Annotated in this window: 13 protein-coding genes; 5 read left to right on the top strand and 8 right to left on the bottom strand. The window is 57.9% G+C overall.

Annotated elements, in window-relative coordinates:
- Nucleotides 1-15: 15 nt before the first annotated feature.
- Nucleotides 16-1,002 (top strand): glycosyltransferase family 4 protein, encoded by a 987-nt coding sequence (locus tag R6W86_RS17070; RefSeq protein ID WP_410330550.1) that lies wholly within the window; start codon nucleotides 16-18, stop codon nucleotides 1,000-1,002.
- Here R6W86_RS17070 and R6W86_RS17065 read toward each other — a convergent pair.
- Nucleotides 975-1,799: a glycosyltransferase family 2 protein gene (locus R6W86_RS17065; RefSeq protein WP_410330549.1), complete on the bottom strand. Its 825-nt coding sequence runs from the start codon at nucleotides 1,797-1,799 to the stop codon at nucleotides 975-977. The two genes, R6W86_RS17070 and R6W86_RS17065, sit on opposite strands and share 28 nt — an antisense overlap.
- A 127-nt stretch (nucleotides 1,800-1,926) precedes the next feature.
- Here R6W86_RS17065 and R6W86_RS17060 point away from each other — a divergent pair, with 127 nt between their 5' ends.
- From R6W86_RS17060 to R6W86_RS17050, 3 genes are read left to right on the top strand one after another with little or no spacing between them, the layout of a single operon-like run.
- Nucleotides 1,927-3,348: a mannose-1-phosphate guanylyltransferase/mannose-6-phosphate isomerase gene (locus R6W86_RS17060; protein WP_410330548.1), complete on the top strand. Its 1,422-nt coding sequence runs from the start codon at nucleotides 1,927-1,929 to the stop codon at nucleotides 3,346-3,348.
- Nucleotides 3,345-4,250, top strand: coding sequence for a lysophospholipid acyltransferase family protein (locus tag R6W86_RS17055; RefSeq protein WP_410330547.1), 906 nt, complete (start codon nucleotides 3,345-3,347; stop codon nucleotides 4,248-4,250). The genes R6W86_RS17060 and R6W86_RS17055 overlap by 4 nt, the downstream gene beginning before the upstream one ends.
- A gap of 51 nt (nucleotides 4,251-4,301) precedes the next feature.
- Complete coding sequence (locus R6W86_RS17050; RefSeq protein WP_410330546.1) at nucleotides 4,302-6,320, top strand: glycosyltransferase; 2,019 nt, start codon at nucleotides 4,302-4,304, stop codon at nucleotides 6,318-6,320.
- A 23-nt stretch (nucleotides 6,321-6,343) separates the two neighbouring features.
- Here R6W86_RS17050 and R6W86_RS17045 read toward each other — a convergent pair whose 3' ends face one another.
- Genes R6W86_RS17045 through R6W86_RS17030 form a run of 4 tightly spaced genes read right to left on the bottom strand, consistent with a single transcriptional unit; the run spans nucleotide 6,344 to nucleotide 10,238 of the window.
- On the bottom strand, nucleotides 6,344-7,333 hold the full coding sequence (locus R6W86_RS17045) for a hypothetical protein (protein ID WP_410330545.1): 990 nt from the start codon (nucleotides 7,331-7,333) through the stop codon (nucleotides 6,344-6,346).
- Nucleotides 7,330-8,403 (bottom strand): CDP-glycerol glycerophosphotransferase family protein, encoded by a 1,074-nt coding sequence (locus tag R6W86_RS17040; protein ID WP_410330544.1) that lies wholly within the window; start codon nucleotides 8,401-8,403, stop codon nucleotides 7,330-7,332. Before R6W86_RS17040 ends, R6W86_RS17045 begins: the two co-directional genes overlap by 4 nt.
- On the bottom strand, nucleotides 8,404-9,525 hold the full coding sequence (locus tag R6W86_RS17035; protein ID WP_410330543.1) for a glycosyltransferase family 4 protein: 1,122 nt from the start codon (nucleotides 9,523-9,525) through the stop codon (nucleotides 8,404-8,406). It lies immediately after the preceding gene.
- A complete protein-coding gene (locus R6W86_RS17030) occupies nucleotides 9,522-10,238 on the bottom strand; it encodes a 3-deoxy-D-manno-octulosonic acid kinase (protein ID WP_410330542.1) in 717 nt (238 codons plus the stop codon). Before R6W86_RS17030 ends, R6W86_RS17035 begins: the two co-directional genes overlap by 4 nt.
- Before the next feature lie 156 nt (nucleotides 10,239-10,394).
- Between R6W86_RS17030 and R6W86_RS17025 the strand changes: the two genes are divergently transcribed.
- Nucleotides 10,395-11,474 carry a glycosyltransferase family 9 protein gene (locus R6W86_RS17025; RefSeq protein ID WP_410330541.1) on the top strand — a complete coding sequence of 360 codons (1,080 nt, stop codon included), beginning with the start codon at nucleotides 10,395-10,397 and terminating at the stop codon, nucleotides 11,472-11,474.
- Between the two features lie 70 nt (nucleotides 11,475-11,544).
- Here the strand turns inward: R6W86_RS17025 and R6W86_RS17020 are convergent, their stop codons facing one another.
- The 3 genes from R6W86_RS17020 to glnE form a co-directional block, all read right to left on the bottom strand.
- On the bottom strand, nucleotides 11,545-11,949 hold the full coding sequence (locus R6W86_RS17020) for a DUF6165 family protein (RefSeq protein WP_410330540.1): 405 nt from the start codon (nucleotides 11,947-11,949) through the stop codon (nucleotides 11,545-11,547).
- A gap of 89 nt (nucleotides 11,950-12,038) precedes the next feature.
- Nucleotides 12,039-12,965, bottom strand: coding sequence for a branched-chain amino acid transaminase (locus R6W86_RS17015; protein ID WP_410330539.1), 927 nt, complete (start codon nucleotides 12,963-12,965; stop codon nucleotides 12,039-12,041).
- A 79-nt stretch (nucleotides 12,966-13,044) separates the two neighbouring features.
- Nucleotides 13,045-15,948 (bottom strand): bifunctional [glutamate--ammonia ligase]-adenylyl-L-tyrosine phosphorylase/[glutamate--ammonia-ligase] adenylyltransferase, encoded by a 2,904-nt coding sequence (gene glnE / locus R6W86_RS17010; RefSeq protein ID WP_410330538.1) that lies wholly within the window; start codon nucleotides 15,946-15,948, stop codon nucleotides 13,045-13,047.
- Nucleotides 15,949-15,952: the final 4 nt, after the last annotated feature.

Genomic DNA, 15,952 nt, shown 5'->3' with positions numbered 1-15,952 from the left:
ACCGGATGGGGCGGTATGGAAAAGCACACCGCAGATCTCGCCGGCGCCCTTGCGACGCTTGGCCACGAAGTGCACGTTCTCGCCCATCCATCCTATCGGCAGCAATTTGGCGAACGGATCTTGTTTCATCCCTGTCCCATGCAACTGGGCAGGCGGAATCCCTGGCTCAGTTACCGGATGCGACGGATAGTCAGCGCACTACATCCGGATGTGGTCCACGCCCAGGGGAGCAAGGCGGCCACCATGTTGAGCCGTTTGCGACTACCGCCCGGATGCCAGAAAATTGGAACGGTTCACGGCAGCAAGTCGACCGAGAGACCTTTCCTGCAACTGGACAAAGTGATCGCGGTGAGCACACCGGTGTATGACAGCCTTACCCACCCTGCAAAATTCCGGATTTTTAACGGTATCGATGTGCAGCAAAGCGACGAAGCCGTATCGCCGGTAGGGGACCCACCCCTGCCATCCGCCATTAATGTGGTAGCGGCCGGCCGGCTCGAACCGGTCAAGGGCTTCCGGCAGCTCATCTCGGCTTGGCCCGGAGTGCTGGCACAGTTTCCGTCAGCGCATCTGACCATCTTTGGCGATGGCAGCGAGAAAACCGGGCTTCTGGAGCAGGCGCACCAACTGGGTTGCAGCGAATCCATCACCCTCGCTGGCTATCTGACTGACCTGATGCCTGTCCTGGAGCAGGCAGATCTCCTGGTTATCAGCTCCGAGAGGGAGGGATTCCCCTACATCCTTGTCGAGGCACTGATGGCGCAATGCCTCGTTGTATCAACCCCTGTGGCCGGTTGTACTGAAATCCTCCCCAACGAAGCCATCGCCCCGGACCACTCCGTCACCGCCTTGTCCACCCTGATCATTGCAGCCTTGTCTGCACCCGGGGAACTCGGGCGCCTGGAGCAACCGGCTTTTGACTACGCCCGAGCCCACCTGACCCTGGAAGCCATGGCCAACGCAACACTGGAGGTCTACGTCGATCGGGTCTCCGACGACTGACCATCGGATTTGCCCATTGCTTCCAGCTCCGCGAGCATCTGTATCTCCTTTGCCTTCGCCAGGCGCATGAAGTTGCGGTTGGCAGCGGTAATTGACACGCTAAGACCAAACCAGCCGTTGAGAATCTGGCGGTGGATCAAGTAGTACTTGAGGAATTTGAGGGGGAACTCCACGAACAACCGACCCGAGGAAATCTTTCGGCCCCTGGCGGCCATATACCTGGCCTGCTCGGAAGACAACTGGCAGTACTTGCGCTCCATCTGTTCCAGGGAAATGAGAGTGCGGTGGAGGACATCACCCTTCAAATCGAGCACTTTGCCCGATAACACTCTCGGACGGTCGTCATTGCTATCCTTTTCCGCGTGTATGGCTGCTCTGGATCGATTGTAGAGGCGCAGTATTTTTTTGGTCTTGTCATGACGAAACGGGTGCCCCGGGTTGGGTGGGGACAGCACCCAGCGCATCCGATAACCTGCGACATCCTTGGGTAACGGTGCAGAAAACAAAGCCTTGATATTGTCCACCAGTTGCCCGGAGAGCACCTCATCCGCATCAATGTCCAGTACCCACTCATTACGGCATAAACTGGCAGCGTAGGCCTTCTGCTTTGCAAAGCCCTCCCAGGACCGATGCACAACCCTCGCGCCAAACGACCGGGCAATAGCTACCGTGTTATCAGTGCTGCCCGAATCCACCACAATGACCTCATCGGCCCAGTCATGAACCTGTTCTAGGGACTCAGGTAGCCTGTTCTCCTCGTTTTGGGTGATGTAGTAGACGGATAACGGTAACTTCATAGCTCAAAACCGCAATAACCTGAACAGTAGAATGATAGCTGGCCTGCCGAAACAGAGCACCTGTGATAGAATCCGTGGCCACGAAGTCTGAGTGATGCTGGACCAACCCAATCCGCGGAGCAAATCCATGATACACCCCGTCATTATGGCCGGAGGCACCGGCTCCCGTCTCTGGCCACTTTCCAGACAGCTGAACCCGAAGCAGTTCCTCAAACTGACGGACGAGCGGCTGTCCATGCTGCAAATGACGGTAGCCAGACTGGACGGAATGGCCGCAGCAGACCCTCTGTTGATCTGCAACGAAGAACATCGGTTCCTCGCTGCCGAACAGATGCGCCAGTCCGGTTTTGACGATGCCCGCATCGTTCTGGAACCCTGCGGCCGGAACACCGCACCCGCCATTGCCCTGGCGGCTCTCCAGATAGTCAAAGAGCTCGGTGACGATGACGAAGACCCTCTGATGCTGGTATTGGCCGCAGACCACCTGATTAAGGATGTGGCCGCCTTCCAGGCAGGCGTTTCCCGGGCCGTTCCCCTGGCCCAACAGGGCCGCCTGGTGACCTTCGGTATTGTACCGGGGCACCCGGAGACCGGCTATGGCTACATCCACCGCGGTTCGGAACTGGCTCCGGGATGCTTCGCCGTGGACAGCTTCGTGGAAAAGCCTGACCTGGATACGGCCAGGACGTACCTCGCTTCCGGAGACTACCTCTGGAACAGCGGAATGTTCCTGTTTGGTGCCCGCCGTTACCTCAAGGAGCTGGGAAAACACCGGCCGGACATCCTCGCGATTTGCCGGGCGGCCGTTGACGATGCAAGCCAGGACCTCCATTTCACCCGGATCAATGCCAGTGTCTTCGCCGACTGTCCCGAGGATTCCATTGACTATGCCGTGATGGAAAAGACCAGCGATGCAGCCGTCGTATCCCTCGATGCCGGCTGGAGTGATATCGGTTCCTGGTCAGCCCTGTGGGAAGTCAGCGAGAAGGACGACCGTGACAACAGTTTCAGCGGTGATGTAATCGCCCATGAGACCAGCAGTACCCTGGTGCGGGCAGACAGTCGCCTGGTCGCCACGGTTGGCGTGGAAGACCTGGTTATCATTGAAACCAAGGACGCGTTGCTGGTTGCCCACAAGGACAAGGTTCAGGACGTCAAGAAGGTTGTGGAAACAATCCGCAACGACGGTCGCCACGAGCATATGAATCACCGGGAAGTGTATCGCCCCTGGGGGGTTTACGATTCTATCGACAGTGGCAAGCGCTACCAGGTGAAGCGAATCACCGTAAAGCCCGGAGCCAAACTCTCAGTCCAGATGCATCATCACCGCGCCGAGCACTGGATTGTCGTCAGTGGGACTGCCCAGGTCACCAACGGCGAGAAAACCTACCTGGTCACTGAAAACCAGTCCACATACATTCCGGTCGGCCAGGTACACTCCCTGGAGAACCCGGGCGTGATTGACCTTGAATTGATCGAAGTTCAGTCCGGGTCTTACCTGGGCGAGGACGACATTGTCCGGTTCGAGGACCTGTACGGCAGAACATGAGCAAGCTGAAGTATTTTCTCATTGCCGGCCTGCTTCGCATCGCGGGCTCAATGCCATTGGGTTTTGCCCAATGGCTCGGAAAGCTCGTTGGCCTGATCGCCTGGGCCCTCCCGACCAAATCCCGAAAGGTGACTGACACCAACATAGCCATTTGCCTGCCCGGGATCCCAGCCGACGAACAACATCGGCTCTCGAGAGATTCGATGGCGCATACGGGCATGACCTTGATGGAAATCCCGCTGATGTGGGAATGGCCCGTGGAGAAGTGCCTGGGCCTGATCAAGGAAACCCGCGGACTCGAACTCGTGGACGAGGCCCTGGCCTCCGGGAAGGGCCTGATACTGCTCGCCCCCCACCTGGGGAACTGGGAACTGGCCGGGCTGTTCTTCTCCTCGCGTTACAAGATGGCAGCACTTTACAGCCCCCCTCACCTGCCAGAATTCGAGGATTACATGATCCGGGTACGCGGCAGACTGGGCTCGGAACTCGTGCGCGGTGATCGACGCGGCCTGACCCGACTGATGGCTATTCTCAAAGAGGGTGGCGTGGCTGGCATCCTCCCGGATCAATCGCCCAGAGGTAAAACCAACGCCTTTGCCCCGTTTTTCGGCATGGAAGTGAAAACCATGACCCTGGTGGGCAAACTGATCCAGAAAACCGGCGCGCAGGCGCTTGTGACCTACGCCGAACGTTTACCGGACGGGCAGGGCTTCCGCATTCTGGTGACCGAAGCCGAGTCCGGCATGGGCGATGCCGACGCCGTTTCGGCGGCAACCGCACTGAATCAATCGGTTGAAAAAGTGGTGCGTATGTCTCCAGAGCAATACCAATGGGAATACAAACGACTGCGGCATCGCCCCCCCGGAGAAACGAATCCCTACAACCCGGACCGGGTTTGCTGAGCCACACTCCTGCAAGCTCACCAGATGTAACAAGGACTGATGGAAGCCCAGATGACACGTCTACCCCAAATCCTCCTGCCCGCATTACTCATGACAGGTCTGGGCGGTGCCCTGGTTTCCTCCAGCATCCTGGCCGGCGCCACGGCACTGCTGGCTATCGCCGGGATCACTCTGACGATCCGGAAATCCCTGTACCGGTCCGGCTGGGAGGTCCCAAAGGAACTGAGGCTGCTCCATTTCGCCTTCTGGTTCTTCGTGTTGGTGAGTTTCTGTTCGTGGACGCTGGAGGGCTTCAGCTACGAGGGCGGGAAAAACCTCGGCACCCATGCCCGACTTATCCTTTTCTGGCCACTGGTCGTGGCACTCACCTTCGTCGGGATCAAGGCAAGGGGCACCTTTGTGGCGCTGTCCCTGGTGTCCATCTCGGTGATCGCCATGTTCCTCCTTGCCCTGGCGGACCGCAATGGCGCCATCGAAAAACTGTTGAGCATCCGTTTCGGCGCGGGCATCAATCCGATCAGCTTCGGCAATCTTGCATTGCTGGGCGGCATGCTTACCCTGACGGGCGGCTTCTTCTTCGCCCGCAGCAAGCGCCTTGTGCCGGCCACCCTGCTCTTTGTGCTGGGCCTGAGCGCCGTGGTCATCTCGATGCTCTCGGAAACCCGCAGCAACCTGGTCGCCCTGCCCTTCCTCTCGCTACTTCTGCTGCCGCTGGTCGGCAAAAAATGGCGCATTGGCGGCGCTGTGATTATTGCGGTGCTGGTAGTCGCTACGGCGGTCAGCAGCGACAGGCTGTCCCGCTCATTTGATCAACTCATGGGTGGAGGAAAACTGGACAACTCTATGGAGATCCGGTTTGAGGTCTGGGGACTGGCCTGGGACATGTTCCTGGAAGAGCCCTTCACCGGCGCCGGCATGGGAGGCTACACGCGGGGCGTGGAAGCTGCCGTGGAAGCGGGCGAGGCGAGTCGCAGAGTCGGCGCATGCTGCACCGGCCACGCGCACAATGACTTGCTGAACAATGCCGCCATGAGCGGTGTACCGGGGATACTGAGCTGGGCATTCCTGATTTTCATCCCGCTGGTACTCTTTGCCCGCAACCTGTTCAGCAAACACGCCCCTACAGCGCACATTGCCGTTGCAGGTACCATGGTGTCGACCGGGTACCTGATGTTCGGGCTCACGGAAGCCACGTTTGACCGGAGCCTGTTCCTGACTTTCTACCTGCTGGCAACAGCCGGCCTGGCTTCAGCTCTGTTCACTGAACTTCGCGCTTCCTATCACCGTAATCGTCGCGTCAAGGTTTCTGCCACCGTCATCACCATGAACGAGGAAGACCATATTGCCGACTGCCTGCAGTCTGCCCGCCTGGTGGCTGATGAAATCATTGTACTGGACAGCGGCAGCTCGGACCGGACTGTAGAGATCGCCCGGCAATACGCCGATGCTGTCGAAGTCACCGACTGGCCCGGTTTCGGAATCCAGAAGCAGCGGGCCCTGGACAAGGCAACCGGGGACTGGGTGCTATCCCTGGATGCTGACGAGCGGATTACGCCGGGACTTGCCCGGGAGATCAACCATCACCTGGCGGATCCCGACGCCGATGCCTACAAACTTCCCTGGGCAGTCACCATCTACGGCAAACGCCTGGACTTCGGCCGCAGTGGTCGCGCGCCACTCCGGCTGTTCCGTCGGGAGGGCGTCCGCTTTTCGGATGCCCTGGTGCATGAGCGAATTCTCATTCCCGGGGGCCGTAAAACCAAAACCCTCAGGGGACGATTGACCCATTACACCCACCGGGATTTCGGTCATTCTCTTGAGAAAAGCGCCAAATACGCGTGGCTCGGCTCACTGGAGAAATACCGCAGGGGCAAGAAGACCCGGACCATGATTTACCCGACCCTGCGGGGACTGATGACCTTTATCCAGGTCTACTTCATCCGCTTTGGTTTTCTTGACGGCGCGGTAGGTTATCTGACGGCGGTGACCTATGCCCAGGTGACCTTCAACAAATACGCGGGCTTGTGGACGTTGGGTCGCGCGACGCAAGACAACGCAACCAGAGAGTAGCTCCGGCCGTGATCAACCCGCCATCAGAGTCGGGTTGTCTCCACGCCTATGCTCCGAAACATACTTTGAATCTCGCCGTAAAACGGGAGTTTTGCCGCGAGAACCGCATCATCAATCTGATAAACGGAAAGCTCCGGGAATATTTTCTTAAGGGTAAACAGGGCCGTCGAAGTAAAACTATAGAACGCTATGTATGGTTCCCGGGAAAGCGAAACCTCAACTTCGATGGGCCAACGCGGAGAAGATCGCAGCTCAACCGGAAAACCCGCCAAAGCCTGTTCCAGCTCCCGGCGCCGTTCTTTGCGGTGCATGAAATAGACAATCCTCGCATTCGGGTGCCGCTCAACCACATGAGTCACCTGGGATCGCATTTGCTTTATACGATCTCCCCCCCCAAACGGCTGACCAATAAATCCCACCAGAGGAATTCCCTCCTTCCCTTCAATTCCGGGCGGGAAGATTTGGCGAAATATCGGGAAGTCGTGGGTCTCAACATCCACTTTGCTGGAGCTCTCCAGTGGAAAACAGGTAAAGAAACTGACCCTGTCAGGAACAACGCTCTGAAGACGAACTCCCAGCCTTGCCAATAGCCGCCGCTTGCCCTCGGTGATCCTCAAAGCGAGACCTTCACTGTGAATTGCATGGTAGTACTTTACCGTTGCAAGACCATCGTCAACAAAGACCAGCTCCTTCCAGGCCAGCCCCAGGTAAAAAGCTTCGTGAATCCAGCTGGACTTATTCCCGATGAAAAGTCGATCGATCCGATGGCCTGACACTCTCCGGAACGCAGATTTCAGCTGCAGATAGAAAGTATTTTTCTTCAAATAGATTGTCTGGATATCGTTAAGGCGCAGCCTTTCGAGCAGGAACGCCATCTGTTTTTCGGTGACCCTGTTGTCAGGCCTCGCGATAATCAACAGGCAGGATGGTGCCGCACACTCATATCGGGCACGGGCTTCAGCACAACTGATAAGCTGCAACGGCGTGCTGGCGACGAAAACGTTCAGATTCATGTACTCCTTCGCATTTTTTTCAGTTCTTTCCGCAAACGGCGCCTGACCTTGAGCTTTCGAACCAGATTCATTGGCTTTCGTCCCAACCCTGACTGCTGGTTAACGAGGAAATCCTCGACCGCATCCAATACACGAGAACTGGACCTGCCATCTCGGTAGCTGTGCAGTTCCGCACAGAGCGAGCGGGTCGCCGCCATCAGGTCTTCCGGATACGCCAGCGCCTTTTCCAGTGCTGGCTCTACGTCGTCTACCCGGTCCACGTCGATCAGGTACGGTCCCGGCATTTTGGTCCTGAAGGTCACTACGGGACGGTCGAGGAACATGAACTCGAACATGATGGAAGACGTATCACAAAGCATGACATCCGCCGCTGGCAATATCGGCAGCAAATCTTCATCACTTTCAACGAATCTCAGGTTTTCCCCTGCCAGCTGCCGATAGCCCTCCACAACTTCCGGATCCATTTTCGGGTGCAGGGTCACAATAAACCTCCAACGCCCACTGCGCGAAAGCTCACCGATCTTTTCAACCAGATCCGGCGCGGAAGTCACGGAGCGGCTGAATGTCGAGGCGTAAAAAACAACCGGGAGGTCATCAGGTTGCCGTTCCCGAGGGCCCTCAACCGACCGGGACAACAGCGGGTCCAGTTTGGGCCAACCGGTATGGGCTACCGCAAAGTGCCCATACTTATCCGCGAGCTCCCGAAATTTGGCGGTATCCCTCTCTGCGTGGGTACAGTAAAGGTCAAACCAGCCACGTATCCGGTAGTGATCGCTCTCGTCCTCACTGCTGTGTCCCCGTTTGTTCCTGGCCATCCCGTGGAAGACCTCAACCTTGATTCCGGGGAAAAAGTACGGCACCCAGTCACCGGGCACAAAAGTGGCATCCGCCTTGTATTCCATCACCTCCTGCACTGTTTTCAGGTGTCGCTCATCAGGCCTGAGAGGATCGGTAGTACACCCTGCTACAAACCAGGCCGTTTCATCGCCACGACGCCTTATCTCCTCCTGCAGTGGTCGGAGAATTGAGTAGGAATAGGGCTGATTTACGAAAAACAGAAAACGACGCATTCAGTCTCTGCCGGTCAAGGATTTATAAAGTTCACCGGTTTCGCGAACGGTTTGCGAGGTGTGGAAACGCGTCGTGATCCGCTCTTTTGCGGCCGCCCCCATCCGGTCCAGAAGATCACGGTCCCGATAAAGCTGCGCAATAGCCTCCGACAATGCAGAGGCGTCTTTTTTCGGCACAACCAGCCCACTCACACCGTTTTCGACCAGTTCGGGCATTCCGCCTACCCGGGTGACTACCGGAGCCACGCCATATGCCATGGCTTCTATGACTGCCCTGGGGAGCCCTTCGCGTTCGGTGGAAGGCAATACAAAGACATCACTTGCCGCTGCGACGCCAGGAGCATCCTGTCGATAACCGGTGAAATGGATCCGTTCGGGGTGTTTCGTGCCGGCGATCTGGGACTTGAGCTCTTCATTGTTGATCACGTCACCCACCAGAAGCAGGTGTACCTCAACATCCTCAGGCAGCGCATCAATGGCTCTGACAAGAACATCAAAACCTTTCCGGGGCCGATCCCGGCCGGTGCAGCAAACGACGAACGCACCCTCTGGTACTCCGAACTGGCCCAGGTCCGTGGGAGGGTCCTGATACCACTCCAGATCATGCCCCTTGTAGATTCGCTGAAGCTTATTTGGCGGAATACGCATCCAGAGAAAACGGACCTCCTCGGCCAAATGCTCCTTGATCGCATCTGCCACGCACACGATCTTGCGGACCCTTGGATGCAGGAAGGTTATCCAGGACTCGGGGTTGAGGAAACTGATATTCCCGATCACCCCACGATAGGCCACGACCCGGATATCAGTACCTTTCGAGGCCCGCAGCCCGCAGGCAAGCGACCTGGGGTTGAAGGCATGAATTAGGTCGTATTGCTTGCGGGCCAACTGCTCCCGGATTTCAGCGGTGCCTTCTTTGTCAAAGCGGTTTTTCAACGCCATGGGCTGGGCAACGAGGCCTTCATCCACCAGTCGCTGATAGTTTCGCCCCTTGGGGTTGCACATGACATCCACATCAAACCCGGCGTTTCTCAAACCGATGAATAGCTCGGTTTCAGGGCGGTCACAGGCATCCGTCAGACACAGAATGGCTGGCAGAGCACGCTTTTGTTGCTGATCGTTCAAGAGGTTTGGCTCCCGTTATATCCGTTCATAAATGAATCCCACACCCTGTCCAAGGCTGAATTACCCGCTACCTTCCGGATCGAACGGGCAAAACGTTCGAGGTTACTGGCCTTCCACTTTTCTGGCGCCTGGCCCGGCATGATACGCCCCTTGTCGAAATCAATCAGGAAGTAGGTACCCTCTCTCACCAGGACATTGAAACAGTTCAGGTCAGCGTGGCGCACGCCGGCATCATGAAAGCGGCGAACTGTTCCCCCAAGGATTTCCCAGTCAGCGACATCAAGCGTTGGGATCAGGTCAGCCAGGGGAGTTGTATCTTCCAGGCGCTCAATAATAATTGCGGCCTGGTACAGGAACGCCGAGCCCTTCCGGTACCACGCCGCAACCGGTGTCGGAACTGGCAGCCCCATGTCGACCAGGCGATCAAGCAGGCGAAACTCGGCAAAAGAACGGACATCCTGCTCGCGGGTGAATACATAACTCTGCTCGGAAATCCGTGCAACAAGACCACCACGGAGGTACTCGCGCAGTACCACTTGCCCCGTGCCGGTATCGATAAACCAGGCTCCACCGCGGCCTCCACTGCTTACCGGCTGCGCCTTTGCCCCCCAGAACTCGGGACGAAACCAATCGACGGTTACCCGCCCCTTATAGTCGGGATGGACCAACAGCACGGAGCCTTCTTCCCGCAAACAGATTTCGGATTCAGCCATGGTCACCGGGACACCAGAACAGACACGACAACACTCGGCCCGGGCGACCTTCGGGACCTTCGCCGGCGAGTACGATAGAATGGCTGCCAGTTTACCAATGATTGCCGGCAAAGCTCTACAAACCCGCAGCCCGAACGCTTAACGGATTGTTACCTGATGAAGTCTATTTGCATTCTCCGCCTGTCTGCTATTGGCGATGTCACCCATGTCATTCCGGTGGTACTAAGCCTCCAGGAACAGGTACCGGGCGTAAGAATCACCTGGGTGATCGGAAAGATCGAAGCCAAACTGATCGGCGACCTGCCAGGAGTCGAGTTCATCATCTTTGACAAGAAAGCGGGGCGGGCAGGCTACGCGGATCTGCGCAGACAAATGAAGGGGCGCAGGTTCGATGCTTTGCTGCACATGCAGGTGGCATTCCGCGCCAACCTGGCATCCGCCTGTATCCCTGCGAAAATCCGGGTCGGTTACGACAAGGCCCGTAGCAAGGATCTTCATAGTCTTTTCGTCAACCGTCGCATTGCACCGGCTGCACAACAGCATGTCAGGGACTGCCTCGCGAGCTTCCTCGAGCCCTTGGGACTCGAAGCAGCACCTCCCCGCTGGACTATTCCCCTGAGCAGTTCGGACCATGATTTTGCCAAAGAGCACCTGGCCAACGATCGGAGGAACCTGGTGATCAGTCCTTGTGCCAGCCATACATTGCGCAACTGGCCGGCAGAGCGTTACGCACAACTCGCGGATTATGCAATTCGACAGCACGGGTTGAATGTGATTCTGGTGGGAAGTCCGGCTCCTTTCGAGCTTGAGTACTGCGCCGCGATAGAGTCAGCAATGGAAGAAGATCCCCGCAATATCTGCGGCAAGGATACCCTCAAACAACTGACGGCGCTGATGGCCCGTGCCGATCTGGTCATCGCGCCGGACACTGGCCCGGCGCACATCGCGAGCGCCGTCGGCACCGATGTAATCGGGCTGTTCGCGGCCAGCAACCCCAACCGCTCCGGCCCCTACAATTCCCTGCAGTGGTGTGTGAACCGGTATCCGGAAGCACTGGAAAAGTTTACCGGCAAGACGGTAGAAGAAGCCCGTTGGGGGGCCAAGGCGGAATTCGAGGGCGCAATGGAGATGGTGACTGTCGGGGATGTGGCCGAAACGCTGGATCGGTGGGTCAGCGTGAACAGGGGATTAAACAAGGAGTCAGATGAAAGCGTTCATCTGACTCCGTCTTCCTGACCTTGGTTTTGAACAAGGGGTCAGATGAACGCTTTCCTCTGACCCCGATTGGGCGTGCCCCCGGGGTACCTTATTTCCGGGCGGTGTAGTCCTGGTAGGACTTCTCTTCCACGAAACGGGAGCCCAGTGCCAGGTTGACGTCTTTCTTGATGGCCGCGCGCTTGTCGTTTGTGACGTAGACGGCGCGTGCCAGCTCGATAAAGCGGGGGCCGAAATCCTGGGCGGCTTCCTGATCCCGGATGTCATCCTCAATCACCCAGAGCTCTTCGTTCACGGCTTTTAGCTGCTTGCGAAGATCTTCGATAGCACTTTGATCCTGCACGGCCTCGTTCCAGGTTTCGGTCAGCTCGTCGAGCTCGAGGCGTACATTTTTCAGCTTCGCCTCATCCTTGATTCGCTCGGACTTGATTTCGAGGATGGTGATTTTGTCGAGTACCTCACCAAAGGATACCGGTACCTTGATTACATCTGCCATTTGCTCGTCCTGAAAGAAAGTGTTTCTGAATATACAAGAAAGCCGCCGGCTGATTCACAGATCCGGCGGCTATCGATTTTTCTGATAAATCAGCCTTTGACCAGCGTCAGCCAGTCACCGTGCTCGGGCAGCTTGCCCTTCACGGCATCAAAGTAACGTGACTGCAGCTTCTCGGTCACCGGACCGCGCTTGCCTTCACCAATGATACGACCATCCAGTTCCCGGATGGGCAGCACCTCGGCTGCGGTGCCTGTGAAGAAGGCTTCCTCTGCCACATACACCTCGTCCCGGGTTATGCGGCGTTCTTTTACCTGCAGCCCCATGTCCCTGGCGAAGTCGATGATCGTGGCACGGGTGATGCCCTCGAGGCAGGAGGTCAGCTCAGGGGTGTGCAGCACGCCATCACGGACGATGAAGATGTTCTCCCCGGAGCCTTCCGCCACATACCCCTCGTTATCCAGCAACAGGGCTTCCTCGGCACCGCCGGAGATGGCCTCATTCAACGCCAGCATGGAGTTGATGTAGTTGCCGTTCGCCTTGGCCTTGCACATGGTGATGTTGACATGGTGACGGGTGTAGGAGGAGGTACGGACCTTGATACCGATCTCCTTGGCTTCCGGAGACATGTAGGACGGCCAGCTCCAGGCGGCAACCATGATGTGTACCTTCAGGTTATCGGCGCGCAGCCCCATACCTTCGGAGCCCAGGAACACCATCGGGCGAATGTAGGCTTCGTCGAGGTTGTTTTCACGTACCGCCGCGCGCTGGGCCTCGTTGACCTCATCCTTGGTGAACGGCATTTTCATGTTCAGGATGTGGGCGGAGCGGAACAGGCGGTCGGTGTGCTCTTTCAGGCGGAAAATCGCCGGGCCGTTCGCGGTACTGTACGCTCGCACACCTTCAAAACAGCCAAGGCCATAATGCAGGGTGTGAGTCAGGACGTGGGTTTTGGCTTCCCGCCAGGGAACCATTTCACCGTCGAGCCAGATAAGGCCATCGCGATCAGCCATCGACATTCTAATTTGCTCCTAAAAAAGCGGTTTTCGGGGAACCGGCATTCTAGCAGGAAAACTCGAGAGAAATAAATTTAGCTTACTAATCACGCATCACTTTTTTCCACATACTTTGGATGTAGTCACGCTCTTCCGGGAACGCATCCCCCTCCACCTGGCTGTTCAGGTTTTGCAGGGCCCGGCGATGGATGGTCGAACGCAGGGTTATGAAGGCCTCCCTCAGCTTTTCGGTGTCCTCCACCGGCAACACACCGGCTCGCCCCAGCTCCTCCATCTGGCGGATATTGTCGGACCACTGAGTCAGTTCAGGATGGTCGGAACACCACGCCAGCATCAGGTACTGCACCATGAATTCGATATCGACAATGCCACCGGGATCGTGCTTGATATGAAACACCTCGGAGCGCCTGCTCTCCGGTGTTCCCAGGCTTGCCCGCATTTTCTCCCGCATCTCCACCACTTCTCCCCGGAGTTTTGACCGGTCGCGCTGCTGGCAGAGAATGTCATGGCGGATGGCCTCGAATGCCTCCAGAGTCTCGATGCAGCCGGCCACACCACGGGCCCGGGCCAGGGCCTGGTGCTCCCAGGTCCAGGCATCGTTGCGCTGGTACTTCTCGAAGGCGCTCAAGGTCGTCACCAGGAGCCCGGAATTGCCGGAGGGCCGCAGCCTCATATCCACCTCGTACAGCTGCCCCGAGGGGGTCTGAGTGCTCAGGATATGCACGATTCTCTGGCCAAGGCGGGTGAAGAACACCGCGTTATCAATGGGCTTTTCACCATCGGTGGACTGTTCCGGATCGGCTTTGTGCACGAATACCAGATCCAGGTCCGATGTATACCCCAGCTCGATTCCACCCAGCTTGCCGTAGCCGATGATGGCGAAATCCGTCTCACAGGCGGAACCGTCCGAGCGTCGCGGATAGCCATGGCGGCTGACCAGGTTGGCAAAGGCGACATCCACCACGTGGTCCAGAACCACTTCGGCGATCCAGGTCAGGTAATCACTCACTTTCATCAGCGGCAGGGTACCCTTGAGCTCTGAAGCAGCCACCCGGAGGATATGCGCCTTCTTGAAATGGCGCAGGGACTCCATCTGTTCTTCCAGATCCTCAAACGGAATCCTCAGCATCTGCTGGCGAAGATCATCCTGGAGCTCTTCCTTGGCCGGAGGCGTGTACAGGCTCTCCGCGTTGAGCAGTTCATCCAGCAGCAATGGCGTCTCCGCCAGCTGTTGCGCCACCCAGGGACTTTCGCTGCACAGACGGACCAGCTGGGTGCGGGCGCCGGGATTTTCCAGCAGCAAAACCATGTAGGCGGTACGTCTCAGGATCGCGCTGACCAGCTGCAACACCCTGGACAGGGTCTGAGAGGGATTCTCCACTTCGGTCAGGGCATCCAATAGCACCGGCATGAACTGGTTGAGGCGTTTTCGACCCTGAGTCTGGAGGGTCTCGACGGTTCGGCTATCCCGAAGCTCTGTCAGCTCACGGCAACTCTCCTCGGGGTTTTCATAACCCTGCTCCTCGAGCCAGTCCCGGGCGCTCTCATCGTCCATTTCCGCCAGCCAGATTTCCTGCCATTCCTCGGCGAGCTCCGACTCCCCGGCCTCTTCCTCCTCTTCGGAGGCAATGATGTTGGCAAAATGGGTGGCAACTCGTTCACGGTGCTCGTCCAGCACCGTCTGGCAGTCCTCCCAGGAATCAAAGCCCATGATCAGGGCAATGCGGGCGCGGTTCAGGTCATCCTCCGGCAGGGTCTGGGTCTGCTTGTCCTCGATACCCTGCAAGGCGTGCTCGAGATTCCTGAGGAATACGTACGCCCCCCGTAATTCGCTGACGACCCCGGAGGGCAGAAGCTCGAGGGCTTCCAGCTCTTTCAGGATGGTCAGCAGCTCCCGCTGCTGCAGTTCCCGGTCCCGGCCACCCCGGATCAGCTGGAAGGCCTGGACCACGAACTCGATTTCCCGGATGCCACCGCTGCCCAGCTTGATGTTGTTTTCCAGACCCTTTCGGCGCACTTCCCGGCTGATCATGGCCTTCATGCTGCGCAGGGATTCAAAGGCGCTGAAATCGATGTATTTGCGGTAGACGAACGGACGCAGGCTATCCATCAACACCTGCCCCGCCCTCTGGTCGCCGGCAACCACCCGTGACTTGACCATGGCATAGCGTTCCCAGTCCCGCCCCTGGTCCTGGTAGTAGGTTTCCAGCGCGGCAAAGCTCAACGCCAGGGCACCGCTCTGACCGTAGGGGCGCAAGCGCATATCCACCCGGAAGACAAAGCCATCCGCGGTTATCTGGTCCAGAGCCTGGATCAGGCGCTGACCCAGGCGAATGAAAAACTGCTGGTTATCCAGCGAGCGCCGGCCACCTCGGGTCTCACCCTTCCCCGGAAAGGCGAAGATCAGGTCGATGTCCGAGGATACATTGAGCTCCCGGCCGCCGAGCTTGCCCATGCCGATCACAACCAGGGGCTGGGGCGCCTCCTCACCGGTGACGGGGTCCTGGCCATAAGGAGTGCCGAACTGCTCACAGGAGTCTTGATACAGCCAGTTCAGGGCACCGTCGATACAGGTGTCCGCGAATGCGCTGGCCGCTGCCATGGTTTCCTCCAGATCGGCCCAGCGCAGCAGATCACGCCAGATGATACGGAACTGGACTTCCCGCCGAAACCGGCGCAGGGCCGAATGGAGCGCCCGCTCGCCATCGACCTGCTCAAGGTACTCCTGCCAGCGCATCACCAGGTATTCCGGGGTTGTCGGCTCGGAGAGAAGACGGGATCCCACCGCCTGTCTGACCTGATCCACATGCCGTTCCAGGGTCTGGCGCAGGAACAAGCTGCGACCAACCGCATCGGCAAGCACAGACTCCGGGACTGCCTCATCCTCAATCAGCCAGGCAGGCACGCCCTCCGGAAAGACCGACTCCCAACATTCGGCGACCTCCTCGGCGATTGGTGACGGCAAGGCACTCCATGGCGCGGACATAATG

Origin of the sequence: Marinobacter sp. (assembly GCF_046484525.1) — a bacterium.
Classification (GTDB): domain Bacteria; phylum Pseudomonadota; class Gammaproteobacteria; order Pseudomonadales; family Oleiphilaceae; genus Marinobacter.
Note: the sequence above shows the minus strand (reverse complement) of the source record. Positions and strands in the feature narration are given on the sequence as shown.

Excerpts from the sequence above, each read along its gene's own strand:
- R6W86_RS17070 (WP_410330550.1), top strand. The coding sequence starts at position 16 with ATGGAAAAGCACACCGCAGATCTCGCCGGCGCCCTTGCGACGCTTGGC.
- R6W86_RS17065 (WP_410330549.1), bottom strand. The coding sequence starts at position 1,799 with ATGAAGTTACCGTTATCCGTCTACTACATCACCCAAAACGAGGAGAAC.
- R6W86_RS17060 (WP_410330548.1), top strand. The coding sequence starts at position 1,927 with ATGATACACCCCGTCATTATGGCCGGAGGCACCGGCTCCCGTCTCTGG.
- R6W86_RS17055 (WP_410330547.1), top strand. The coding sequence starts at position 3,345 with ATGAGCAAGCTGAAGTATTTTCTCATTGCCGGCCTGCTTCGCATCGCG.
- R6W86_RS17050 (WP_410330546.1), top strand. The coding sequence starts at position 4,302 with ATGACACGTCTACCCCAAATCCTCCTGCCCGCATTACTCATGACAGGT.
- R6W86_RS17045 (WP_410330545.1), bottom strand. The coding sequence starts at position 7,333 with ATGAATCTGAACGTTTTCGTCGCCAGCACGCCGTTGCAGCTTATCAGT.
- R6W86_RS17040 (WP_410330544.1), bottom strand. The coding sequence starts at position 8,403 with ATGCGTCGTTTTCTGTTTTTCGTAAATCAGCCCTATTCCTACTCAATT.
- R6W86_RS17030 (WP_410330542.1), bottom strand. The coding sequence starts at position 10,238 with ATGGCTGAATCCGAAATCTGTTTGCGGGAAGAAGGCTCCGTGCTGTTG.
- R6W86_RS17025 (WP_410330541.1), top strand. The coding sequence starts at position 10,395 with ATGAAGTCTATTTGCATTCTCCGCCTGTCTGCTATTGGCGATGTCACC.
- R6W86_RS17020 (WP_410330540.1), bottom strand. The coding sequence starts at position 11,949 with ATGGCAGATGTAATCAAGGTACCGGTATCCTTTGGTGAGGTACTCGAC.
- R6W86_RS17015 (WP_410330539.1), bottom strand. The coding sequence starts at position 12,965 with ATGTCGATGGCTGATCGCGATGGCCTTATCTGGCTCGACGGTGAAATG.
- glnE (WP_410330538.1), bottom strand. The coding sequence starts at position 15,948 with ATGTCCGCGCCATGGAGTGCCTTGCCGTCACCAATCGCCGAGGAGGTC.